The sequence below is a fragment of the Trichocoleus sp. DQ-A1 genome (genome assembly GCF_039961955.1).
Taxonomy (GTDB): Bacteria; Cyanobacteriota; Cyanobacteriia; order Cyanobacteriales; family FACHB-T130; genus FACHB-T130.
Genome location: NZ_JAMPKE010000036.1, coordinates 14,114 through 35,350, shown reverse-complemented (window position 1 = coordinate 35,350; position 21,237 = coordinate 14,114). Strand labels below are relative to the sequence as shown.

Genomic DNA, 21,237 nt, shown 5'->3' with positions numbered 1-21,237 from the left:
GATACTCTCCTCACCTTGATCTACAGCCTGAAGGAGGCTGGAAACCATGTCAGACAACGCGAAATATGTCACCTTGACCGAAGACAACTTTGAAACCGAAGTCCTCGCAAGTTCAGTTCCAGTTGTGGTAGATTTCTGGGCGGCTTGGTGTGGTCCTTGCCGGATGCTCAACCCATTAGTTGCAGAATTAGCTGCCAATTTTGAAGGAATTGCTAAGGTTGGCAAGCTGAATATTGACGCCTATGGACACATCGCTACACAATACAACATCCAAGCCGTGCCAACGCTGCTGTTCTTCAAAGATGGTGTGGTGGTGGATCGAACCACTGGCGTAGCTCCTTTGGAAGTGCTGTCTGACAAGCTTCAAGCTTTACTTCCACAGAACAACTTAACCACAAAGCCAGTAGCGATTAACTAACTATCTAGTTTGTTGGCGGTGCGGGTAACTCTTATCCGCACTGCTCATACACTAGCTAGCTAGAGTTCCTGATGTCTGCGTTGTGCAATCAAAACTGTAATGTCATTCCAATGGAGATTAAGTCAATGAGCGAGAATATCAATCTTTTCTCAACTGTTCAGCTGGGTTCTTTAGAACTTCCCAATCGAATCGTGATGGCTCCCTTAACCCGGATGCGTGCGGGAGCGGGAAATGTTCCTAGAGCGATGAATGCGACTTATTATGCACAACGGGCATCAGCGGGGTTAATTATCGCAGAAGCCACTCAAGTATCGCCTCAAGGACAGGGATATGCGAATACCCCAGGCATTCACTCAGCAGAACAGGTAGCAGGATGGCAACTGGTGACAGATGCAGTTCATGCTCGTGGGGGGCGGATTTTCTTACAGTTGTGGCACGTTGGGCGGATTTCTCACCCCTTACTGCAACCAGGAGGAGAACTGCCAGTAGCGCCCAGCGCGATCGCACCAGAAGGTGAAGCAATCACTCTTGAAGGGCCAAAACCCTTCGTCACGCCTCGCGCCTTAGAAACAGAAGAAATTCCAGGAATCGTCGAACAATACCGCAAAGGGGCAGAAAATGCCTTAGCTGCTGGATTTGACGGGGTTGAAATTCATAGTGCCAACGGTTATCTCCTTGACCAGTTTCTTGAGGATGGGACGAACAAACGCACCGACCAATATGGCGGTTCAATTGAGAACCGCGCCCGACTTTTGATGGAAGTGACTGAAGCAGTCGTCAGTGTTTGGGGTGGACAACGGGTAGGAATTCGCCTCTCCCCAAGCGGCACTTTCAACAGTATGTCCGACTCCAATCCATCTGCTTTGTTCAGTTATGTAGCTGATTCACTCAACCGTTTCAACCTCGCTTATCTCCACATTGTAGAACCGAGAACCGATGGCAATACTACCCTCGACAACACTACCGGAGGCTTGTTTACCGAATACTTCCGTCCTATTTTCAAAGGGACTTTAATTGCAGCAGGAGGCTATGACCGTGACTTAGGGAATGCTGTTTTGGCTTCTGGCAATGCAGATTTGGTGGCTTATGGAAGGATGTATATTGCCAATCCAGATTTGCCAGAACGTTTTGCACTCAATGCTTCCCTAAATAAGCCCGATCGCTCCACTTTTTACGGTGGCGATGAGAAGGGATATATCGACTATCCAAGCCTTGAACTACAAGCGGCTTGAGTTAATTTATTTTCTCTGACGTGTTTTGCTCATCAAAGCGCTCCCAGACCTAACAAGAACAGCCGCTTCTCTATGCAGGAATAAGAGCCATACTCAATGCCCCTCTCCGTTCACGGAGAGGGGTTTGGGGTGAGGTTCCTTCGTGTATATTGCAACTGTTCTTTTGAATTATGGCTGGAACAAAGGAACGAATTACATTAGCGACTCCTTTAATATTGACATCAATAAGTCGAGAGAATTCCGCGCTATCAACTTTCCAAAGCGGGGCGGGTTGATTGATTAATGCGGCATTATTAATTAATAAATCAGGGGATGAGTAGTTATTTAAAAGTTGCTCAGCCCAGGTTTTTACTTGATATTCATCCGCAACATCTACGCTGGAAAAATGATGGGGCGTTCCAAATTTTCGCTCAAGTTTCTGTGTTGCTTCTGTGGAACGGGCGCACCCACAAACTGTATGACCTTGCTCAATAATTTTTTCAGTCATAGCAAGACCGAGACCCCGACTTACCCCTGTAATTACAATCAGTTTTTTCATGAGTTAGACTAATTTAGGATTTTAGATTTGGGATTTTTGAAGGGTCTGGCGGGAAGAAGCCATGAATCGCATTTCTACAACCCAAAATTTAATTGCCAGCTAAGGGTGAATTGTGCCATCAGGCATGATTGCTTTTTGGAGTATCGTCCGCGTCAGGTTAACGCCGGTGAGGTTAGCGCCGGTAAGATTCGCCGCAGTGAGGTTAGCGCCGGTGAGATTAGCACCCCTCAAGTTCGCTTTGTTCAAATTAGCGCCGGAGAGGTTCGATTTGCTGAGGTTAGTCCATCTGAAATCAGCCTGAGTCAGGTTCGCTTCGCTCAAGTTAGACCTAAAGAGATAAGCACCATTGAAGTGAGCCTCGATTAAGTTTGCTTTGTGTAGGTCAGCTTTGTAAAGGTAAGCTCCTAGTAGTTCAGCGTCGTAAAGATTAGCATTACTGAGATCGACGGCTATTAGGTTCGCTGCCATCAAGTTAGCTTCGCTGAGGTTCGTTCTAGCCAGCTTTGCTGCACCGAGATCGGCTTTGTGAAGATTAGCGCTTCTGAGATCGGTGCCGATCAGGTTCGCGTTAGTTAGATTCGCTCTTCTTAGGTTAGCTCCTCTGAGGTCAGCCCCGATCAGGTTCGCATCGCCCAGATCGGCATCGCTGAGGTTGGCTTTGCTGAGGTTCGCAATGCTGAGGTTCGCTTCACTCAGGTTTGCCTCCATTAGGGAAGCGGAGTGGAGATTTGCATCGCTGAGGGTAGCATGGCTGAGGTTAGCGGCGATGAGTAAACTATTGCCCAGATCCGCCCTTCTCAGGTTAGCGCCTGTGAGGATTGCGCCTCTGAGGTTGACCCCTCTGAGGTTGGCTTCGCTCAAATCAGGTTCTATTTGTCGGTTTTTTCTTCTCCACTCAATCCATTTCACTGCACCGTTCTGAAGTAGTGCAAGATGCTCTAGATTTGCCATTTAGATTTCCTTTGCTTAACCCACCAGTGCTAACGCATTGACTTTAATCTGAAGTGGCTTTCTTTGAAAGCAAGCGATCGCCCATTTGTAAAGAGCGATCTCATTCCCCTTCTCTCCCTCGTCATCCCCATCCTTCGCTATTCTTGACGCCAACTAGCAGGATTTTCACGACCAGGCACGCCTTCTAGCGCCACCAACGCCGCCGCAGAACCCGCCAGAATATCCTGTTCTGCTCCGCCCAAATAGAGGCGTCCGAAGCTTCCCACAGCTTGCACTTCCAAGATGTTAATTGCCGCCGCTTTCTCCGCCGCATTCGCCGCCAGTGCTGCATAAGCGGCAGGTTGAACTTCTAATACATAAAGCGTTTGTCCTGCCAGAAGTAGCTGTCCTCGTCGCGTGCGATTGATCAGCTGCGTTTGGTGAGCATCAATGTTGCGGATAATCTGGCTAGAAACGACGTGCGGCTTGAGACATTCATTTCGATGCACTCCCAGCGCCTCCAAAATGGCTTTACCAGCCGCCCGCGTCTCCCCTTGGCGGCTGGAATGCACTTCTAGTAGCCCGTATAGTCGTTCGACCACCTGCACCCCTGGACGTACAGAGGCAGCTTTGAGGGCAACATCAGTAATCCGGTTAATTTCAATGCCCGGTGAGATTTCAATCCACAGCGACGTATCTCCTGGCAATGGCAAGAACCCTAGTGCTACCGTCCCCATGTAAGCTGCGTGCTGAGGCTGCAAGCTGTCTAGAAATACGTAACTGCGTAGTTCTATGCCCAAGGTAATTAACTCCGGAAGTTAGAAAAAAGGAATCGGGTGCAACATCTGAGTTTACCGCGATCTCAGATCGCCAGAAGCTGCATCTGGTCAGCCAATAAGAGAAGCGATCGCTTCCCGCCGAAGGACTCTCCCCTTTAGGGATTTGAAGACTCACGCAACCAGGGTTCTACCTATTTATAGACAATCGGGTTCTACCCCTTTATAGACACAACCACCCAGACAGGCGCGTTAGCTTAATTCACATAAGTTAACAATAAAAGAATACACCTTTAAGTTATGATGCCTAACCTGTTTGAAGCAACCAAAGAATATTGGCGCAAATTAGATCAGTTAGAAGCTGCCTATGAAAAGGGCGAAGTCTCGATTGAAGAGGTAGATGCTAAAGTTCAATTGCTGATGGCTGAACTCGGACGAGAACGCCGTGCAGCGTTTACCTATGTTTTTTATGGCTTGCGCCGTCTTTGGGATGAGCAACGGGAAACCATTGTTGGGGTGGCAATTCTCGGAGTTCTCGCGGTTTTCCTTCAAATTGAATACACCTAAAATTCCTAAATCGGGTCTGATACTCAGGGATGGCGTGGGTTGTTCTGGATGAATCCCGATCGGGGATTGTAAAGATGACCGACGCTTCGGAAACCTGGAATGTGTTGGGTGTGTCACGTTACAAAAGAGCGATCGCCCAGAGACCAGCTTAATATTGTAGCCGCCGAGCGATTTTCCTCCGTCTGGGCGCTCATCAACCATAATGTAAAGATTTTTATCTAGCGCGTGTCAGTTGATCAAGTGTCACGTAGTAGAGTATTAGCTCGATTGAACAAGCGATATTCTTTAGTTGTGTGAGGAGCAAGTTTAGAAGAAAAAGCGTCTGGGGTCGAAACACGGCAAGACTCCCAGGCGCTTTTTCATATCTGTCAAAATCCTTCAACAACGAACTACAGCCCAGATTCATAGCTTATCTTGTCTCCAGAAACGACACATTTAGACTGATAAGCAGGTAGGCAATACTTTGAGATCGGGAATGGATGGAGCGTTTTACCTCTTCCCAAACCCTCTCCAATCCCCAGAGGAACTGTGAAAATGGCTCTGGCTCCCGTTCCCTGCATGGGAACGGGTTGGGGGTTAGGTTTGTCAGAGCCAAAAAATATTGGACTAGATGATTTATTACATTTTGTTTATTCCGAGATGCAGATACGCTGCTGAGTGATGAGCGTCTAGAGTAACCAGTATCAGCACACTTCTTGAGATTAAGCACTATGACAGACGAGCCACGCCTAGAGGAGCAGGCCCTCTCCCAGGCTGTCGAAATGGGGTTATCTAGCCAGATGGATAGCGTAGAGAACATCAATGTAGATGTCCGAACCGATTTGCTGAAGATGGCTCAAGGAAAGGCTAATTCAGTTTCGGTTGAAGGTCGGGGTCTGGCGATTCAGAAAGATATTCGCGTGCAGGAAATGGAATTGCACGCCGATAATATTGCGATCAATCTATTTGACGCGATTTTCGGGCAGATTAAGCTGAACCATCCGCTAGACGCGACTGCCCGTGTTGTCCTCACCGAAAAAGATATCAACCGCGCTTTAAACTCAGACTACATCCGTAGCAAGTTTCAAAGCATGGAGTTGAATGCAGATGGTCAACTCGTGACCTTGGAACCGCAAGAACTGGAAATGCATCTGCCGGGTGAGGGCAAGATGGAATTCAGTGGAAAAATGCTACTGCATGACGTGGATAAGGCTCGACAAGTCGGTTTCGCCGCCGTAGTGCGTCCGCGCACTTCTTCAACGCCAATCTTGTTGGAGGGGTTTAGCTGTAATCCTGGACAAGGCATTTCACTGGAACTCACCATCGCCTTGATGGAGAAGTTAGGAGAACTGGCAAACTTGCCCTATTTTGACCTCCAGGGGATGGCAATCCGCATTAAGGAGATGGATGTAAAAGAGGGTAGTTTAACCCTTTATACCGAAGCCTACATCAAGCAAATTCCCGATCAATGATCGAGGATGAAGGGCGCGATAGCGAAGCGCTGCTGCTTTCAGCAGATCGCATCCATCAAGCGGTTCTCCCTTCAACCCATTAGCGTACCGTAGGCTTAGCCCCGACAAAACCGCGATAACCCCAGCTTCTAGGAGGAAACCATGACAGAGTTTCAAGATTTTTTAAAGCACAAATTTGCCTATGTTGCGATTGGAGAATTCAAACCTGGCAAATTTGATGAGGCTGAGCAACTCTATGAAAAAGCTGTCTCAACCTACACGCACGGCTTTAAGGGGTCGTACTTACTGCAAGAACCGGGGACTGACCGAGGAATCGCTATTATTCTTTGGGAGAGTGTCGAAGATATGCAAGCCAATCAAAGCGAGGCATACCAAGCCATCTTAAATCAGATGAATCCTTTGTTTGAGGAAGCGCCGACCACTGCTTTCTATGAAATCGTCAGTGAAATTCAGCCTACAAATGCAAGTGGTGAATCTCCATCCATATAATCAACCCGAAAAAGCGATCGCTCTATCCGGTCGGAGACATTTGAGTCATTTGATGTCAAAGGCTTTCTCGCGGGCACTCCTGACTCCAACTTGATGGCGAGATCGATGAGGAATCGCACATGACCAATGGTTGAAGCAAGGCCAGCTTCGTTTACAGGACACCCAAACCGGGGGAAGGATTCTTGGGGATGTTGCCAACGCAACCATAGCTTTCCATCAATCACTTTTGTGCTAATTGACCAGCCTTTATATTGGCTGGGAACTTCTTTAACGTCAGTATCAAGGACGTTGGATGTTACTGAGGGTTGGGGTTGACTCGGTGGGATCATCATTAGAGCACGGGAACTTAATGCCCTAAATATCGGTGAAAATACTATGGCGAATCGTGATTCAACCCGCAAGCAAAAGTGATTGTTTAAAAAGATTTAGGTGACAGAACTTTGGAACCCCTCGTGATGCACCTCGGATGGTGAGTGTGAGGTGCATCACATTCGCAAGCAGGAGAGCGGTTTGGTAGAATTCAGCGGGTGGCGTCGCCAGGTCAAAATCTACGGCTAGCGATCGCTTGAAACGTGCAAGTATTGAAAAGCGTATCCACGCAACCGGCTCAACACCCCCCGATTTGTTGACGCACCTTACTCAACCCGTACCAGGTTTTTTCGCCCACAATTCCGTCTGCTAATAGACCACTACGCAGTTGAAACGATCTCACAGCAGCTTCAGTGTGGGGTCCGAAGATTCCATTCACTTCTTCATCAAAATCACCAGATAAAGACAGTACACTCTGAAGCGTGATGACTATCTCACCTTTAGCGCCTCGTTTCAGCACTGGCATATTTACGGGAGCGCCGGTGTAGAGAGCCTGCCAGGTCATTTGACCCACGACGCCATCTTCTTTGAGAAACATCCAATTTTGAAAAACAAGAACGGCAAATTCGACTTCTTCATTAAAGTTTCCGTTGATAGCTCCGTTATAAGCAAACCTTTTAGTTAATAGTTGTTGTAATTCTTTTACTGCGGCTCCAGAGTTCCCTATTTGCAGTACGGGCTTATTGAGTTGAGCTGGTTTGACTGATATTTGAGTTGATTCTTTAGCAAGCATGGCTTAAGTCTCTTGGAATTCCTGTGTTTGACTATTCCAAACTAACCAAAGCGTTCTCCCTTCCACCTCGCACGCTCAGTTCATGCAACTGGATATTTCAATATCCCGCTTGTTGATCACCCATTAGCAGGAGGCGATAAAAACTACTGAGTGGCTTCTTGATTCGCTCCCAGGAACCAGAGACAGCTTGGTCGAGAAGGTTTGTCCCAACTTAAGTTGGCAGTCTTATGATGGGTTTATGGCGCGTCAAGACATCGACTTGCGTCGAGTTGGGAAGTGGGATTTTTGCTTTTTATGATTCGTGGCAGCAGTTTTGGTTATTCTTGTCAGGCGTGACCTATGACAGTAGCAAGAGCAAATCTGCTCTTGAGGTGCGATCGCATCCACAGCTAAACCGATGAAGGTAATTCAGCAAACTTTTACATTACTCACCCTGCGAGAACGCCCAGTTGGCATTTGGATACTGAGTAGTTTTACCGCTGTTTTAGGGCTTCTCGTTTTTATCTCTTCCAATTGGCCGATTGATTTTTTTGGATTGTTCTGCATTTTTTGCGCTAACTTGATGATGTTTGGAAGCCCGGTGAAGACTTGCCGGTTTGATAAACATCTCAATCGAGTAATTCTCAAACAAAAAGGTTGGCTGGGAACTCAAGTAACGGGTTATTCAATTGACAAGATTACGGGGGTTCAAGTAGAAGAATCTAACTTAGGAGGAATTCGCTTTTACCGGCTTACTCTGATGCTTTTATCAGGACAGCGATTTTATTTAACTCCGATTCCTAGCACTGACTGGCAATTACAACAAAGTTTGGCTAGCTACATCCAGCAATTTCTCAGCCATTAAAGTGGCGGCAAAAACGCTATGAGCGACTCTTTTGGGTAGACGCGATCGCGTGTCTTCAAAGCGAGGCGTTCGCCTACCCCTGACAAGTCTGTGCTATTTACCAATCCACCTCATCCGCATCAATCCGTTGGAGCTGGGAATGATGAGGAAAATCATACCAGCCATCATCGGTTGTGTAGCCTATGCGATCGCCCGCCTCGTATTTCACCACGACTCCTTCCGTACAAAAGTCCAAGCGCCTGACTCGACACCCAACCGGAAACTGCTCAACCAGTTTGGGTGAGATGCAGGGTTTGAGAGCGACCGCGCTAGTGTTCACCATTTTCAGACCTCGGCGCGAAGAGTGCTGCCACGAGCAATGCTAGTTTGAGTGTAGCCCCTTCACTCCACTACTGCTAGTGTTGCTAATTCTAGTAAAGTGTGTTTAACCCTACCAGTGGGGCTGGGATCAACTAAAGGAAAGGTAGAGGATCGTTGCGGGACGCTGATTTCACAAGCTTTTCCGGGGAAAAACGGTATCAAATTAAACAATCTTCACGGTAGGTAATTGGCGATCGCAGCATTGCTATGTAGTTGTCACCCTGATGTCACATTTGCATGAGTAAACTTTATGTAGGCATAGGGTAATTGCTTCTGACATATCCATCAGTTAAAGAACGATGTCCTCTCAGCAGAAGGAATGAGAGGGCATTTTTTTATGGATAGCGATCGCGACTGGGATTGGCAACGATACCCGGGTTGGGAAAGCTAGTCCTCGGCTACCAGACAAGTAAAGCGCTAGACCAGTTGCTCTTTGGCATTCCTGCCCAGTCTCGACTAATTTGGTCGAAGAGTATCATCTGCACCTCTGATAATGGAGGAACTGGTAGTCATAGCCCAAACCGCAAGGAGAGCTAAACATCCAGGCTTCGCTGGTCAAGCAGTGCTGCATTCTGGCAACAAAAACAGGTTGGGACTGGTGTGTATGTTTTACAAAATTCTCGTGGCAATGGATAGCTCTGAAATCGGCAAGCAAGTCTTTGATGAAGCCGTATCCTTAGCGAAAGCGTTCCATGCCAGTCTGATGCTATTGCACGTCCTATCTGCGAATGAAGAGGGCAGTCCGGGGATTCCAGGGATGCCCGGTCTGGATTACTATCCTTGGCGACGCGATGATGTCCCAAGCGACTATCGACAGCAGTGGGATGCATTTGAAAGTCAATACTTGGCGCTACTGCGATCGCGTGCAGATGAAGCAACGAAGGCAGGAATTAGTACCGAATTCACCCAAAGCCTTGGCAGTCGGGGTGAAAACATCTGTGACTTAGCCCAAACTTGGGGTGCCGATCTCATCGTAATGGGGCGTCGGGGTCGTTCTGCAATTGGTGAGTTAGTTCTCGGTAGCGTCAGCAATTACGTCCTCCATCATGCCCCCTGCTCGGTTCTGGTTGTCCATCGTTGAGTTTGTAAATAACACGGTTTGGTTGTTTTAGAGGAACGAGGGCAAGACGAGCAACAGCGATCGCAGCATTGCTATTTACTTGTCATACCCCTGTCACATTGCCGACTTATGCTTGTTTTTAAGAAGCATGGTGAAAACCCTTCTCACACCCATCAGTTAGACGATGCCCTTTCAGCGGAAGAGATGAGAGGGCATTTTTTTTACTAAGCGATCGCGCAAGTGAATGTCACTCATTTGAGCTACCTCAAATAAGGTTCGCTCAAAAAAGCGACTGGAAACCCACCTTGAACAATCGCTATACATAAATCTATCTACCACTCAAGAACTGCTTACTCATCAGTGAGATTCTGCCTTCTTTATAGAAGGCTTTTTTGTGAAATTGCGATTCATCCCAATGAGCGTAGGGACACGGCATTGCCATTGGGACATGGCAATGCATCTGGATTCATCTTGGCATCTCGTAGCGGCGAGGCATTGGGTAATAATTCCTCCCCGACTAAAAAATTGGCTGAGTTTGTCAGTTCATCTGAAAATGCCCCGGAAACAGCTCAATTTGTAAAGCATAGTGGTAAGAAATCACTGAAATACTTATCTTTTTCGCACAATGATGAGTAAGACACACTGCCGTAGGAATTGGTAAAACCAGAAGCCGGGAAGCGATCGCTTCTGTGTAAAACCATGCCAAATCAAGGAGGCGGACATGGCATCCCGTTATGGATTGGTTGATAGGAGTCAATTAAACTGGCTCATTCTTTATCGTCTAGGGATGATCGCCTGTGCGCCACTCGCTGCCGAGTTGATTGGCAGTGCATTTAATATCTGGTACAACCTGACCCAGATTCAATTGCTGCTGACTCCCGCGCAGAATAGAGTCTTTGTCAATACTCTGTTGATTTACAACGTTGTCGTCTACCCAGTCGCTCTGTTCCTCTGGGTGCAGCTCGTGCTGTCGCTACAGCGACCTTTACAACAGATCCTACACCAGCAAACCTTGAGAGCCGAGCATCTGATTAAAGCCAGACAACGAGCGATTAATCTGCCGTGGTGGGGAATGCTTATAGCTGGAATCGGTTGGCTGTTGTGCATTCCCGCATTTCTACTCCCCCTGCATTATGCTCCGGGAACGCTCGACCGGCGCGTATTCTTGCACCTGTCGATTTCGGTGATTGTTGCAGCGCTGATTGCGGTTCCTCAAGGTTTTTTTATCGTTGAGCTGTTTACCCAGCGACTGTTGTACCCGTTGCTGTTTCAAGAAGCTCACCCGGCGGAAACACCGGGGGCTTTCCCCCTCTCGCTGCGGCAACGAGGACTCGTGTGGGCAATATCGGCTGGGGTATGCCCGATCGCTTCGCTATTACTTTTAAGCTTGACTTATCGTTCATCCGCCACGCCCGACCCCTGGTTTACCATATCCGTCGGGGTGTTGGGTATGGTCTTCGGGTTTAGCAGTGCTTGGATGGTCGGTCAATTAGTCGTTGAACCCGTAGAAATGCTACAGCAAGCGGCTCGCGCTGTGGCAGCCGGGAACCTTAACATTCACATCAAATTGCTGCGAGCTGACGAATTTGGCCCCTTAATTGATGATTTTAACGACATGATTGAGGAGTTGCGAGACAAACAACGCTTGCAAGAAACCTTTGGTCGTCATGTCGGTCAAACAGCCGCTCAACAGATTCTCCAGCGCGATCCCAGCTTAGGCGGGGTCGAGCAGGAATTAACAATTGTGTTTGCTGACATCCGCAACTTTACAGCCCGGAGTGCAGTTTCCTCTCCCCAGCAGGTCGTGGCGATGCTGAACTTGTTCCTGACTGAAATGGTAAAAATTGTTGAGCAGGAACATGGGGGGATGGTAAACAAATTCTTAGGGGATGGATTTATGGCGCTGTTTGGCGTCGGAGATGACCCACACAATCATGCTGCCAAGGCTGTTGCAGCGGCTCAAAAAATGCTCCTCAGCCTGCAATTTATTAATAGCGACTTAGCAAAACAGGGACAAGCTCCTTTAGCAATGGGAATTGGCATTCATACGGGATCTGTGGTGTTAGGCAGTATCGGCTCACCCCAGCGATTGGAGTACACTGCGATCGGAGATCCGGTGAACGTCGCCTCGCGGATCGAATCTTTGACCAAAGAACTTGGAACACCGTTGCTGCTGAGTGCGGCGACTCATAAGCAATTACCCTCGACGATTTCGACTCAAGAATTGCCTCCCCAGCAGGTAAAGGGGCAACCCCACCCGATTATTGTGTATTGCCTAAAGGAATAGTCGGTATTCATGGCGGCAATTCTCATTTGGGTGCAGTACGGTTGAACCCCACCCCTGCCCCTCCCCGTAAACGAGGAGGAATTCAAGATCCCCTCTCCGTCAAGGTCAAGGGGCTGGGGGTGAGGTTCCGAAATTTCTCGCCTTGGTGCGCTTTGTTAGGTAACGGCACCAGAAAAACCTACGATTTTCCAAGGGTTTCAGGAGTTTTGTCCGTGAATTATGCCTCCACACTTTAGCTGTTTAATCGGCTGGTTCGTGGTACGGTTTTAGATCCGTTGATGTCTCAAGAGTTTTATACTCCTCCAAATGCATCCACCCAGCCTAAACCCCAAACACTTTCAGGAATTAGCCTTAGACAGCGGCATTGACCGCGATCTGGCTTTACTCAACTTCATCTCATTGGAAGGAGATGCCTTTTATGAGTATTTGTTGATCTCCAATCGCATTCCCCGGACGAATACTGGGATGGTGAGCAGTTGGTGGCTGCATCGCTATGCTCATGGGGCGAAAGGAGGCTGGTGGTGTTCGGGACTCGATCCCCTTAACGATTGGCGGTTGATGGAGTGGGGGTGTTATAAGCCGAACCATCCCAGACCAGATAAAAAGGGTAAACTCATCAAGTACGAGCATCCGCCCTGCACGCCGACACGGATTTTTTGTCTGAGAGTGCCGCTTCATATCTGGCAGCAGACGGCATCCCGCTACGGTGTCCCCATGCCAGAGAAGATTGCGATCGCTCAAACTGGAGAAGCGCTGGGATTTTGGCAGTGGGTGCTGGAGATGAAAATTCCTACAATCCTTTGCGAGGGAGCCAAAAAAGCAGCGGCTTTGTTAACCCAAGGATATGCTGCGATCGCTTTACCGGGCATTACTAGCGGCTACCGCGTCACCAAAGACTTTCAAGGCAATGTTCTTAGCCGACAATTAATTCCAGACCTTCTCGCCTTCACTCGGCTCAAGCGCCCCTTTTTCATTTGCTTTGACTACGAAACTCAACCCAAAACCATTAAGGCAGTCAATCAAGCGCAAACTCAACTAGGCGAACTGTTAGAAGCACAAAATTGCCCGGTCAAAATTATCCGGCTTCCCGGCTTAGAAAAAGGCGTTGATGATTTTATGGTCGCCCAAGGTGCTGCCGCCTTCCAGGCCGTCTATGAAGCCAGCCTCACCTTAGAAACTGACCTTGCCAAAAGCAAACCCCACACCGAGTTAACCTATTCCCCCGCACTCACCCTCAACCGTCGCTACCTGGAAAAATTGCCTTTTCCCACCTCTGGATTAGTCGGAATCAAGTCTGCTAAAGGAACCGGGAAAACTACCGCATTGGTATCGCTAATCCAAGAAGCGAAAAATAGAGGCGATCGCGTTCTGCTACTCACCCATAGAATCCAACTAGGGCAGTTCTTATGCGAAAAAATCGGAGTGAATTGGATTAATCACCGCACACTCGAAAAACGGGATAAAAACCCGGATAACTTATTACCCATTGCCCCATCTTTAGGACTCTGTATTGATTCCATTTGGAAGCTGAACCCAGAACATTGGCAAGGCGCGATCGTGATTCTGGATGAAGTTGAGCAATCCTTATGGCATCTCCTCAACAGCGACACTTGTAAAGACAAGCGAATCAAGATATTAAGAGTCTTCCAGCAGCTAATCTCCACCGTGCTGAAAACTGGCGGTTTGGTTATTGCCCAAGATGCTGACTTATCAGACCTTTCCTTAGACTACCTGAAAGGACTCGCAGGCATTAAAATTGAGCCGTGGGTTGTATTAAATGAGTGGAAGCCTGATGGCTGGGATGTCACCTTTCACAACACCCCAAACCCAACCCTGCTAATACAACAGTTGGAACTCGATCTGATAGCCGGACGGAAGTGTTATGTCACAACCGATAGTCGTTCCGGTCGTTACAGTTCAGAAACCATCGATCGCTACATCAAACAACGTCTAGAACAGTTCCTTCGACAATACCCCAAGACCTTAGTAGTTAGTTCTCAAACAACCAGCACTCCTGGTCATGAGGCGGTCAATTTTGTTGAAGCTATCAACCAAAAAGCCTTAGACTATGACGCAGTTTTTGTAACTCCTAGCCTTGGTACGGGAGTCAGCATTGACGTGGAACATTTCGACCGGGTTTATGGAATTTTTCAAGGCGTAATTCCCGACTCGGAAGCACGACAAGCATTAGCCAGAGTTCGTCAGAGCGTGCCGCGAATTGTTTGGTGTGCCAAACGAGGCATTGGCATGATTGGCAGTGGTAGTAAGAATTATCGGGTACTGTCTCACTGGTACCAGGAAAATCAGAAAGAAAACCTAGCTTTGATGAGTCCGCTTCATCCAGTTGATGTTGATTTGCCTTTAGTTTATGACTTAATTCACCTCAGAAGTTGGGCAAAATTTGCAGCCAGAGTAAATGCTTCGATTACTATGTACCGTCAATCGATGTTAGAAGGATTAATCGCTGAAGGACATCAGGTAAATGTCATGAGCGATGCTCCCCCTCACGAGCGTCTCAGAGAGCTACGGATGGCGCTTTTAGCAGCAGCTCCTCGCGATTGGGAAACTTCTAAGAAGCTGGTTCGAGAAATTGTTAAAATTCAACAAGAATTTGAAGTGCGCCGCAAAAAGACTAAATCTATCAAGCATCAAATTGTCAAAATTCGGAATCAAATTGAATTACAAGCAGCGAGTGCAGTTGCGAATTCTCTAGACATTGAGCGCAGAGAATATGAGCGTCTGTTAACCAAGCGTTCTTTGACAGATGAGGAGCGAAATCAAGTGCAGAAATACATCTTGAAACAGCGCTATGGGGTAGAAGTGACTCCTCAATTAAAGTTACGGGACGATCGGGGATATTATTCACAGTTGTTGGTTCACTACTATTTGACTCACGAAAGCGAGTATTTTCAACTACAAGATCAACAAGAATGGCATCAGCAGTTGGAAAGAGGCGAGGGTAAAGTTTTCCTGCCAGATTTGAATACTTACACTTTGAAAATAGAGGCACTTAGAGCATTAGGAGTGCTGCAATTTATCCATTCGGAGCGTGAATTTAAAGAAACTGATTTAGACTTAGTTGAACTCAAAGCGACTGCACTCCGGTGTAGCAAACACATTAAACGTGCTATCGGAATCAGCATCCCGATGGAAACCGAAAAAGAGCGCCTAAATTGCATAAAAGTGCTTAGCAAGGTTTTGAATTTACTCGGATTAAAGCTAAGGTCATTTAAAAGAAAAGAAAATGGATATAAAAATCAAATAAAAGTTTATAGAATTGACTCAAAAACTCTTGATGATGGCAGGAACGAAATCTTTGAAGCGTGGCGTTACAGGGAAGGCTTGATAGAGGAGAGTGTTTCCAACCAGAGAGTTTTCACCTTGAAGTCTGAAAGATGTACTACCCCATGCAAACCAGCGCTATTTCATTCCCAGCGATAAACGGATGAACGGGGAGCAACACCGATGCAACAACCAGCAATTTTAAGAGTTTTTGTATTTAAAGTTACAAATTTAGTTCATACAGAATTCAGCCTTAAGTGCAAGTAAGACATTCTATAGGGATGAAGCTGTAAGTTAAAGGCTGCCCTTAAATGTAAAACAGGGAACAAACGACAGGGAATATTACCTGTAGGGAATTCCAACCACTAGACACAGCGATCGCAATCGGGTCAATAGCCAAACCCGGCTTTAGCTGAGCAAGCTCCCTAAGCAGTCTTTCTTTACGCTGCTAGGTGCTTAGGCTTACTTAGGCTAACGCAGGGATGAGTGCGATTGTTTCACAAAGCCGTTTGCGCGATCGCATTTACATACATCTAACCAGAATTTAGAAATAGGCACGTATGACAATAAGCATAATTGTTCATGGTGGAGCAAAAACCATTACAGAGGGCAAGGTTGAAGCCAATCATGCAGGCTGCTTGGCAGCAGTAGAAGCAGGTTGGACAGTGCTTCGCAGTGGAGGCAGTGCTGGAGAAGCCGTTGAGGCAGCCATCCGTGTTCTCGAAACTGACCAGACGTTTAACGCCGGATTTGGTGCAACTCTCAACAGTGAAGGAGAGGTAGAGCTAGACGCGGCGATGATGGAGGGCGATCGATTGGGTTGGGGAGCGGTAGCAGCAGTTCAAGGAGTGCGTCATCCAATCTCGGTGGCACACAAGATTATGGATGAAAAAGCCCGGTTCCTAGTAGCGCGGAGCGGCGAACGCTTCGCTGCTGAACACGAGATGGAGATGTGTGCAAAAGAAGACCTGATCAGTGAGGAGCAGCGACAGGAGTGGGAAGAGGAGCAAGAAGTTATCGATCGCCCCAACACCGTTGGTTGTGTAGCTCTAGATGCTAACGGCACCATAGTTGCCGGAACCTCCACTGGGGGCACTACAGGTCAACCACAAGGTCGCGTTGGCGACACAGCCCTGGTTGGTTGCGGCTTATACGCTGATAACCACTTGGGCGGTTGCTCAACGACGGGTGATGGCGAGTCAATTATCCCAGTGGTTCTTGCCAAGACAGCGATTGATTTTTTGGCTGGAGACACCCATCCAGAGGAAGCAGCACAGAAGGCGATTGACACTCTTGTCTCTAAGGTTGAAGGAGAGGCTGGCTGCATCCTGATAGACCGTCAGGGACGTATTGGGTGGTCGTACAACTCGTCTGACATGGCGGTAGCTTATATGACCGCAGAAATGGACAAACCAGTGGCGTTTATCAAGAAAGAAGAAGAAAACAACTCAAAAGTAGCATCCTTTGAGCTACATACAGAACAGATGCAGACGACTCACTCACCAGCCGCATAATCGAGTTGGCTACCCATTTAAGACGGGATGGAACCCCACCCCAACCTTTGTGAGATGCTAGCAGTTCAGATACCCGACTTCTCCAAGAAGTCGGGTATCTCGTATTCAGTTCAGCTCAGATTGAGGCGGTGATGCAAGTAGCTAGAAAAGCTCAAATTGCTGAATGATAACAATTCATTCTCTAACTAAAAGTTGTGTGGGCATTTTATCAGCTTTGCTTATATTCCCATTTCTCCTGAAGTGAATACTCCCTAGGAAGATGATAGAAAAATTGGTTTATTGAGAGAATACTGATTGTTTGCTGTGCAGCCTGCTTTTGCTTCATAGGGGTAATTTTTTATGAACTCAACATACGACTTTCAATACTTTCAAGGGAATTCTCTTTCCGATCTGTTTGCTCAAGACATCACAGATGGGCGGTATGCATTTATCCTAAATTACCCGGCGACTGCGACTTGGGCTGCTTACCCTAACAATAAAAAATACTATATTCAAGACGGTAGTAGTGAAGCCACCAAAACTTCCTTCGATAAAATTTGCCAGAAGGAACCTTGGAAAAATCTAGCGGTGTTAGGCGATCTCCTTCCAGGAGTTATCATCAGTTCGCCAGAAGACGCGCTGATTAACTATTGGCGGGAACATTTTGGTTTCAGCTACAAAAACATAGAGAGGATAGACTGCTCAACTTATCTGGATGAACTCAGCCAGATAGATACTCCGGAAGAATCTCAAAGCGATCGCTTTGACAAACTCATCACTCTATTTCCCTTCGATCATCTCAAACCAGAAAAACACGCTGTTCATCCGGATACTCACTACCGCTTGCTTAGCAAAGTAGCGCTAGCCGATCTGGGAATACAATGTCCAAAATATAAAACCTACAATCTGCACCAAATTAGCCTGGAAGACATTCAGCTACCACAATTCCCATACTTGATCAAAACCTCCCACGGACTCTCAGGCGAAGGTACTTATATTATCAAAAGCGCCAGCGAGTTAAACTACTGCTTGCACGAATTAAGGAAATACCTAGAGATTAAGTTCGTGGATACGATTATTGTTTCGGAATTTGTCAAGAATGAAGTGCAGAACTACTGCGTGCAGTTCTATGTCAGCAAGACAGGAGAGATTACGCTGATTGGCACTACAACTCAACTTGTCACTCCAGAAGGCAATTATTTAGGAGGACTCATTCACTACCGAGAAACCGACATGAGCAAGTTCTTTGAGATGATTGCTGCGGTTGGTAAGTATGCTCATCAACAAGGGTATTTCGGCGTGATTGGCTTTGATGTATTGGAAGATAAAGACGGACAACTCTATGCAATCGATGCCAATTTTCGAGTGAATGGATCGACTCCACTCTGCTTACAGCGTCATACTTTGCTGGGACTGGGAAAAGAAGTCGCTAAGTATTCTAGCGATTATCGGATGGATGGGACATTAGAGTCCATTCTTGCCACGTTGAAACCAGAATTGGAGCGTAAGGACTTTACGATATTGTCAGCTTTGGAGAAGGTTAAATACGGGAAAATCTACACCGAAATTTACGGAATTGTTGCTGGAGAAACGACCGAAGAAATGCAACAGATCGAGCAGAGTTTACAACATAAAGGATTACACATACTCAGTTAGGGGTTACTGGAGAGCTGGTTTAAATATCGGATATTAACTGTTGAATTTTTGTCAATAGTTATACTCTATCTATTCAGATCCCCGACTTCCCTAAGAAGTCGGGGATCTGACGTTCACGAATCAGTTAGGACTGCTTTATAGAAAGGTCTGTCTAGTAAGCAATAATGACTGTTCTCAATACTGACTCGCTCAAACTTCTACGTTTCAGCTTCATTTTTATTCGATTTTGCTGATTGCAATACTATCCAACCAGCACTAGCGATTAAGGAACTAATCACTAAAAAGCCAATATCATAAGCTAACGTATGCGAACCCGGTCTGACATGATGAATGCCTAAAATCTGATGATCGATAACTCCTTCAATAAGATTGAACGCTCCAAATCCTAGTAATAGTGAACCAATAAAGGTTGGTGCTGACAAAGAATGACTTTGTTTTGCGGCTCGCCAAAACAGAAAAAGCCCAATTAATGTTAATAGCCAATCAAACAGATGAAACAACCCATCGCCAAGAGTATTTAGTTCCAAACCGGCAACGGTAGCATCAGTTTTAACACTGGAAAACATATGATGCCATTGTAATAATTGATGAATGACAATCCCATCAAAAAATCCAGCCTGACTCATTCCTAACACAATACCAGCCACAATTAGAGGGCGGCGATCGCGCTGATGGACGGAAGAATTTTCTTGGCTACTCGCCTGGGATGTAGTTTGGTTTGAAGTCATGGCAATACCTCTGGAACAACCTCAGCGCGTACATCACTCGCAACGAAAACGAATTCTTGAGTGCGGTTCGTTATTGACGATGGGGAGAAGAATCTGACTCCCAGAAAATAAACGGAAGCGGAAACAGACCTATCTTCGGGATTAGGCTGCTTCAATTGTTTCGCTTCCTCTCAGAAATTACATCTAACTCCTAGAGGATTGACGATTGTTTTTTGGTATACAAGCTGGGCTAATTCCCTGGCGTTGAGCAGCGATCGCATTTTAGGCTATTGGCAAAATCCACACTAGAAAGTATTCGGTTGCGTCCTCCGCTGCTGAAGTCAGCTTGTTAGCCTAGAGAAGCGACAAATCGCCAACATCTTTACTGAAAATTAGAACCACCAATAATTGTTGAAGTTGGTTTTAATCAGGTAAAAATAGCACTCTTCGGATCTTTCAAGAAAGAACCAAGAAAGAACAGAATTTTATCAGCAGGACTTGAGACCTGATTTTTGTCATGGCTGTACTCACAACATCTATTCAGAACACTCATCCGATTACAGAACTCTATGTGTTTGGTGACAGTCTCTCGGATGCGGGGACGGTGTTCCGAGCGACAGGAGGAATGTATCCACCCAACCCACCTTACTTTCAGGGGCGTTACTCAAATGGTCGGGTTTGGGTTGAGTATCTGGCTCTGCGCCTGGATCTCGCCTCTAATCAAACCAAAAATTTTGCTTACGGAGGAGCAACTTCTGGAAACGATCGCAACAGTTTTGTCCCTGGTTTGCTAGCCCAAGTGCAATCGTTTATCCAAACACATCAACCGCTGAATTCAGAGGCACTGTATGTGCTATGGGCGGGGGGAAATGATTATTTACAGGGAGTCGAGCTAGCCACAATTCCTGTTGAAAATATCACTAAAGCGATCGCTTCTCTGGCTGATAAGGGTGCTAAAAAGCTCCTGGTGGTAAACTTACCCGATTTGGGACAGTTGCCGACTACCCGAACCAGTGCAAATGCTGCCAGACTCAGTGCATTAACCCAAGCCCATAATCAAGGTTTGAGGCGATCGCTTAAGGTAGCTCAGCAGCATTCTGACCTTCAGATTGCGACTCTAGATGCCAATCGGCTGTATCGAGAAGCGATCGCGAATCCGGCAGCGTTTGGCTTTACTAATGTCCTCAATGCCTGTTTGGCTGGCGCTGGGACTTCTGGCAGTCCAGACCAGTTTTTGTTCTGGGATGGCATTCATCCAACAACAGCGACTCATCGCATTTTAGGGGAAACTGCCTTTGCCGCGATTCAAGAAGCAGGGATGCTCAATTCTCCTTCGGTGCTGTTTGGGTAAACCACTCCATTGAAGCTTGAGCGATCGCGCCTGGAACCGTGTGGGGTCCATTGAACTCGTGATACTGCACGTCATAGCTTGCCCGTTGTAACTGCGGCACAATCCGGCGGCTGCATCGCTCAATCGGCAACACCGTGTCCCCCTTCCCGTGAGAAATAAATACCTGCGGCTTCCCTTCCTGTCCCGCAGGAGCCATGAATCCCGGTGAGAAGGCAATGATGTGGCTAAACAAGTCGCCATTGGTAATGCCCACTGAAAGGGCGTAGGAAGCCCCATCAGAGAAACCCGCGATCGCTACCTGATTTGGCGCGATCGCGTAACGGCTGAAGGTTTGTGCCAGCGCCCGGTCAATAAAAGTAATATCGGCACCGTACCCACTCCGAATCACGTCCCAAGTTTGTCGGCGCGAGTCTATTGCCAACAAAATTGTCTGGAAGGGATCTGCCAGATGGCGGACGATATTCAGCGCCCCCTCTGAATCGCCTCCTGCCCCATGCAACATCAACACCAGTGGCGCGGGTTGGTCTGCCCGATAGGTTTTGGGTACATAGACGAAACCATCCCGCTGTCCGTCCAGTCCTAGGGGATGCAATCCGGGAGTTGCGGTTGCTGTGGGGCGAGTTGGACGGGATAATAATCGTCCTTCTGTGGCGGAAGAATCAGCTTGCTTTGAACTTTCCATTGTCAATAAATT

General features: G+C 47.2%; 22 protein-coding genes and 1 pseudogene. 14 read left to right on the top strand and 9 right to left on the bottom strand.

Annotated features, from left to right (window positions below):
- Positions 1 to 46: 46 nt before the first annotated feature.
- Together trxA and NDI33_RS23320 are read left to right on the top strand one after the other, a co-directional pair.
- Positions 47 to 418 (top strand): thioredoxin, encoded by a 372-nt coding sequence (gene trxA, locus NDI33_RS23325; RefSeq protein WP_190414557.1) that lies wholly within the window; start codon positions 47 to 49, stop codon positions 416 to 418.
- Between the two features lie 125 nt (positions 419 to 543).
- Complete coding sequence (locus NDI33_RS23320; protein ID WP_190672079.1) at positions 544 to 1,650, top strand: alkene reductase; 1,107 nt, start codon at positions 544 to 546, stop codon at positions 1,648 to 1,650.
- Positions 1,651 to 1,807: 157 nt separating this feature from the next.
- Here the strand turns inward: NDI33_RS23320 and NDI33_RS23315 are convergent.
- The 4 genes and pseudogenes from NDI33_RS23315 to NDI33_RS23300 all read right to left on the bottom strand — a co-directional run.
- Positions 1,808 to 2,188 (bottom strand): annotated as a pseudogene (locus NDI33_RS23315) (SDR family oxidoreductase); the annotation flags it as partial.
- A 99-nt stretch (positions 2,189 to 2,287) separates the two neighbouring features.
- Positions 2,288 to 3,139, bottom strand: a complete 852-nt coding sequence (locus tag NDI33_RS23310; RefSeq protein ID WP_190414555.1) for a pentapeptide repeat-containing protein — start codon at positions 3,137 to 3,139, stop codon at positions 2,288 to 2,290.
- A 15-nt stretch (positions 3,140 to 3,154) separates the two neighbouring features.
- Positions 3,155 to 3,292 carry a hypothetical protein gene (locus NDI33_RS23305; RefSeq protein WP_190672072.1) on the bottom strand — a complete coding sequence of 46 codons (138 nt, stop codon included), beginning with the start codon at positions 3,290 to 3,292 and terminating at the stop codon, positions 3,155 to 3,157.
- Positions 3,277 to 3,918 carry a hypothetical protein gene (locus tag NDI33_RS23300; protein ID WP_190414554.1) on the bottom strand — a complete coding sequence of 214 codons (642 nt, stop codon included), beginning with the start codon at positions 3,916 to 3,918 and terminating at the stop codon, positions 3,277 to 3,279. The genes NDI33_RS23305 and NDI33_RS23300 overlap by 16 nt, the downstream gene beginning before the upstream one ends.
- Before the next feature lie 276 nt (positions 3,919 to 4,194).
- On the opposite strand from NDI33_RS23300, the gene NDI33_RS23295 reads away from it, so the two are divergent.
- The 4 genes from NDI33_RS23295 (at position 4,195) to NDI33_RS23280 (ending at position 6,401) form a co-directional block, all read left to right on the top strand.
- Complete coding sequence (locus NDI33_RS23295) at positions 4,195 to 4,461, top strand: hypothetical protein (protein ID WP_190414553.1); 267 nt, start codon at positions 4,195 to 4,197, stop codon at positions 4,459 to 4,461.
- A 29-nt stretch (positions 4,462 to 4,490) separates the two neighbouring features.
- Positions 4,491 to 4,613: a hypothetical protein gene (locus tag NDI33_RS23290; protein WP_277877640.1), complete on the top strand. Its 123-nt coding sequence runs from the start codon at positions 4,491 to 4,493 to the stop codon at positions 4,611 to 4,613.
- Positions 4,614 to 5,171: 558 nt separating this feature from the next.
- Positions 5,172 to 5,912 (top strand): DUF2993 domain-containing protein, encoded by a 741-nt coding sequence (locus tag NDI33_RS23285; RefSeq protein WP_190672069.1) that lies wholly within the window; start codon positions 5,172 to 5,174, stop codon positions 5,910 to 5,912.
- 141 nt (positions 5,913 to 6,053) lie between these two features.
- A complete protein-coding gene (locus tag NDI33_RS23280; protein ID WP_190414550.1) occupies positions 6,054 to 6,401 on the top strand; it encodes an antibiotic biosynthesis monooxygenase in 348 nt (115 codons plus the stop codon).
- On the opposite strand, the gene NDI33_RS23275 is transcribed toward NDI33_RS23280, so the two are convergent.
- A complete protein-coding gene (locus NDI33_RS23275; RefSeq protein WP_190672066.1) occupies positions 6,362 to 6,733 on the bottom strand; it encodes a hypothetical protein in 372 nt (123 codons plus the stop codon). The genes NDI33_RS23280 and NDI33_RS23275 overlap by 40 nt on opposite strands.
- A 275-nt stretch (positions 6,734 to 7,008) precedes the next feature.
- Positions 7,009 to 7,503 (bottom strand): peptidoglycan-binding protein, encoded by a 495-nt coding sequence (locus NDI33_RS23270; protein WP_190525405.1) that lies wholly within the window; start codon positions 7,501 to 7,503, stop codon positions 7,009 to 7,011.
- Between the two features lie 227 nt (positions 7,504 to 7,730).
- Between NDI33_RS23270 and NDI33_RS23265 the strand changes: the two genes are divergently transcribed.
- Together NDI33_RS23265 and NDI33_RS23260 are read left to right on the top strand one after the other, a co-directional pair.
- Positions 7,731 to 7,904, top strand: a complete 174-nt coding sequence (locus NDI33_RS23265; RefSeq protein WP_190414547.1) for a hypothetical protein — start codon at positions 7,731 to 7,733, stop codon at positions 7,902 to 7,904.
- A complete protein-coding gene (locus NDI33_RS23260) occupies positions 7,901 to 8,347 on the top strand; it encodes a hypothetical protein (protein WP_190672063.1) in 447 nt (148 codons plus the stop codon). Before NDI33_RS23265 ends, NDI33_RS23260 begins: the two co-directional genes overlap by 4 nt.
- Before the next feature lie 97 nt (positions 8,348 to 8,444).
- On the opposite strand, the gene NDI33_RS23255 is transcribed toward NDI33_RS23260, so the two are convergent.
- Positions 8,445 to 8,669 carry a hypothetical protein gene (locus tag NDI33_RS23255; RefSeq protein ID WP_190414545.1) on the bottom strand — a complete coding sequence of 75 codons (225 nt, stop codon included), beginning with the start codon at positions 8,667 to 8,669 and terminating at the stop codon, positions 8,445 to 8,447.
- A gap of 531 nt (positions 8,670 to 9,200) precedes the next feature.
- Between NDI33_RS23255 and NDI33_RS23250 the strand changes: the two genes are divergently transcribed.
- From NDI33_RS23250 to NDI33_RS23230, 5 genes are all read left to right on the top strand, one after another.
- Positions 9,201 to 9,788 (top strand): universal stress protein, encoded by a 588-nt coding sequence (locus tag NDI33_RS23250; RefSeq protein ID WP_242032979.1) that lies wholly within the window; start codon positions 9,201 to 9,203, stop codon positions 9,786 to 9,788.
- A gap of 700 nt (positions 9,789 to 10,488) precedes the next feature.
- A complete protein-coding gene (locus NDI33_RS23245; RefSeq protein WP_242032978.1) occupies positions 10,489 to 12,054 on the top strand; it encodes an adenylate/guanylate cyclase domain-containing protein in 1,566 nt (521 codons plus the stop codon).
- Between the two features lie 306 nt (positions 12,055 to 12,360).
- Positions 12,361 to 15,495 carry a plasmid replication protein, CyRepA1 family gene (locus NDI33_RS23240; RefSeq protein ID WP_190672057.1) on the top strand — a complete coding sequence of 1,045 codons (3,135 nt, stop codon included), beginning with the start codon at positions 12,361 to 12,363 and terminating at the stop codon, positions 15,493 to 15,495.
- Positions 15,496 to 15,896: 401 nt separating this feature from the next.
- Positions 15,897 to 16,850 carry an isoaspartyl peptidase/L-asparaginase family protein gene (locus tag NDI33_RS23235; RefSeq protein ID WP_190672054.1) on the top strand — a complete coding sequence of 318 codons (954 nt, stop codon included), beginning with the start codon at positions 15,897 to 15,899 and terminating at the stop codon, positions 16,848 to 16,850.
- 339 nt (positions 16,851 to 17,189) lie between these two features.
- A complete protein-coding gene (locus NDI33_RS23230) occupies positions 17,190 to 18,485 on the top strand; it encodes an ATP-grasp domain-containing protein (RefSeq protein ID WP_190525104.1) in 1,296 nt (431 codons plus the stop codon).
- A gap of 197 nt (positions 18,486 to 18,682) precedes the next feature.
- Here NDI33_RS23230 and NDI33_RS23225 read toward each other — a convergent pair whose 3' ends face one another.
- A complete protein-coding gene (locus NDI33_RS23225; RefSeq protein WP_190672051.1) occupies positions 18,683 to 19,213 on the bottom strand; it encodes a DUF2243 domain-containing protein in 531 nt (176 codons plus the stop codon).
- A 496-nt stretch (positions 19,214 to 19,709) separates the two neighbouring features.
- On the opposite strand from NDI33_RS23225, the gene NDI33_RS23220 reads away from it, so the two are divergent.
- Complete coding sequence (locus NDI33_RS23220; RefSeq protein WP_190429049.1) at positions 19,710 to 20,543, top strand: SGNH/GDSL hydrolase family protein; 834 nt, start codon at positions 19,710 to 19,712, stop codon at positions 20,541 to 20,543.
- On the opposite strand, the gene NDI33_RS23215 is transcribed toward NDI33_RS23220, so the two are convergent.
- Positions 20,515 to 21,225 carry an alpha/beta hydrolase-fold protein gene (locus NDI33_RS23215; RefSeq protein WP_190672047.1) on the bottom strand — a complete coding sequence of 237 codons (711 nt, stop codon included), beginning with the start codon at positions 21,223 to 21,225 and terminating at the stop codon, positions 20,515 to 20,517. The genes NDI33_RS23220 and NDI33_RS23215 overlap by 29 nt on opposite strands.
- Positions 21,226 to 21,237 lie beyond the last annotated feature (12 nt).

What these genes read in the sequence shown, in the direction of transcription:
- NDI33_RS23280 (WP_190414550.1), top strand. Translation starts at nt 6,054, where the DNA reads ATGACAGAGTTTCAAGATTTTTTAAAGCACAAATTTGCCTATGTTGCG.
- trxA (WP_190414557.1), top strand. Translation starts at nt 47, where the DNA reads ATGTCAGACAACGCGAAATATGTCACCTTGACCGAAGACAACTTTGAA.
- NDI33_RS23235 (WP_190672054.1), top strand. Translation starts at nt 15,897, where the DNA reads ATGACAATAAGCATAATTGTTCATGGTGGAGCAAAAACCATTACAGAG.
- NDI33_RS23265 (WP_190414547.1), top strand. Translation starts at nt 7,731, where the DNA reads ATGATGGGTTTATGGCGCGTCAAGACATCGACTTGCGTCGAGTTGGGA.
- NDI33_RS23285 (WP_190672069.1), top strand. Translation starts at nt 5,172, where the DNA reads ATGACAGACGAGCCACGCCTAGAGGAGCAGGCCCTCTCCCAGGCTGTC.
- NDI33_RS23255 (WP_190414545.1), bottom strand. Translation starts at nt 8,669, where the DNA reads ATGGTGAACACTAGCGCGGTCGCTCTCAAACCCTGCATCTCACCCAAA.
- NDI33_RS23295 (WP_190414553.1), top strand. Translation starts at nt 4,195, where the DNA reads ATGATGCCTAACCTGTTTGAAGCAACCAAAGAATATTGGCGCAAATTA.
- NDI33_RS23220 (WP_190429049.1), top strand. Translation starts at nt 19,710, where the DNA reads ATGGCTGTACTCACAACATCTATTCAGAACACTCATCCGATTACAGAA.
- NDI33_RS23250 (WP_242032979.1), top strand. Translation starts at nt 9,201, where the DNA reads ATGGAGGAACTGGTAGTCATAGCCCAAACCGCAAGGAGAGCTAAACAT.
- NDI33_RS23275 (WP_190672066.1), bottom strand. Translation starts at nt 6,733, where the DNA reads ATGATGATCCCACCGAGTCAACCCCAACCCTCAGTAACATCCAACGTC.
- NDI33_RS23290 (WP_277877640.1), top strand. Translation starts at nt 4,491, where the DNA reads ATGGCGTGGGTTGTTCTGGATGAATCCCGATCGGGGATTGTAAAGATG.
- NDI33_RS23215 (WP_190672047.1), bottom strand. Translation starts at nt 21,225, where the DNA reads ATGGAAAGTTCAAAGCAAGCTGATTCTTCCGCCACAGAAGGACGATTA.
- NDI33_RS23260 (WP_190672063.1), top strand. Translation starts at nt 7,901, where the DNA reads ATGAAGGTAATTCAGCAAACTTTTACATTACTCACCCTGCGAGAACGC.
- NDI33_RS23245 (WP_242032978.1), top strand. Translation starts at nt 10,489, where the DNA reads ATGGCATCCCGTTATGGATTGGTTGATAGGAGTCAATTAAACTGGCTC.
- NDI33_RS23310 (WP_190414555.1), bottom strand. Translation starts at nt 3,139, where the DNA reads ATGGCAAATCTAGAGCATCTTGCACTACTTCAGAACGGTGCAGTGAAA.
- NDI33_RS23320 (WP_190672079.1), top strand. Translation starts at nt 544, where the DNA reads ATGAGCGAGAATATCAATCTTTTCTCAACTGTTCAGCTGGGTTCTTTA.
- NDI33_RS23240 (WP_190672057.1), top strand. Translation starts at nt 12,361, where the DNA reads ATGCATCCACCCAGCCTAAACCCCAAACACTTTCAGGAATTAGCCTTA.
- NDI33_RS23225 (WP_190672051.1), bottom strand. Translation starts at nt 19,213, where the DNA reads ATGACTTCAAACCAAACTACATCCCAGGCGAGTAGCCAAGAAAATTCT.
- NDI33_RS23230 (WP_190525104.1), top strand. Translation starts at nt 17,190, where the DNA reads ATGAACTCAACATACGACTTTCAATACTTTCAAGGGAATTCTCTTTCC.
- NDI33_RS23270 (WP_190525405.1), bottom strand. Translation starts at nt 7,503, where the DNA reads ATGCTTGCTAAAGAATCAACTCAAATATCAGTCAAACCAGCTCAACTC.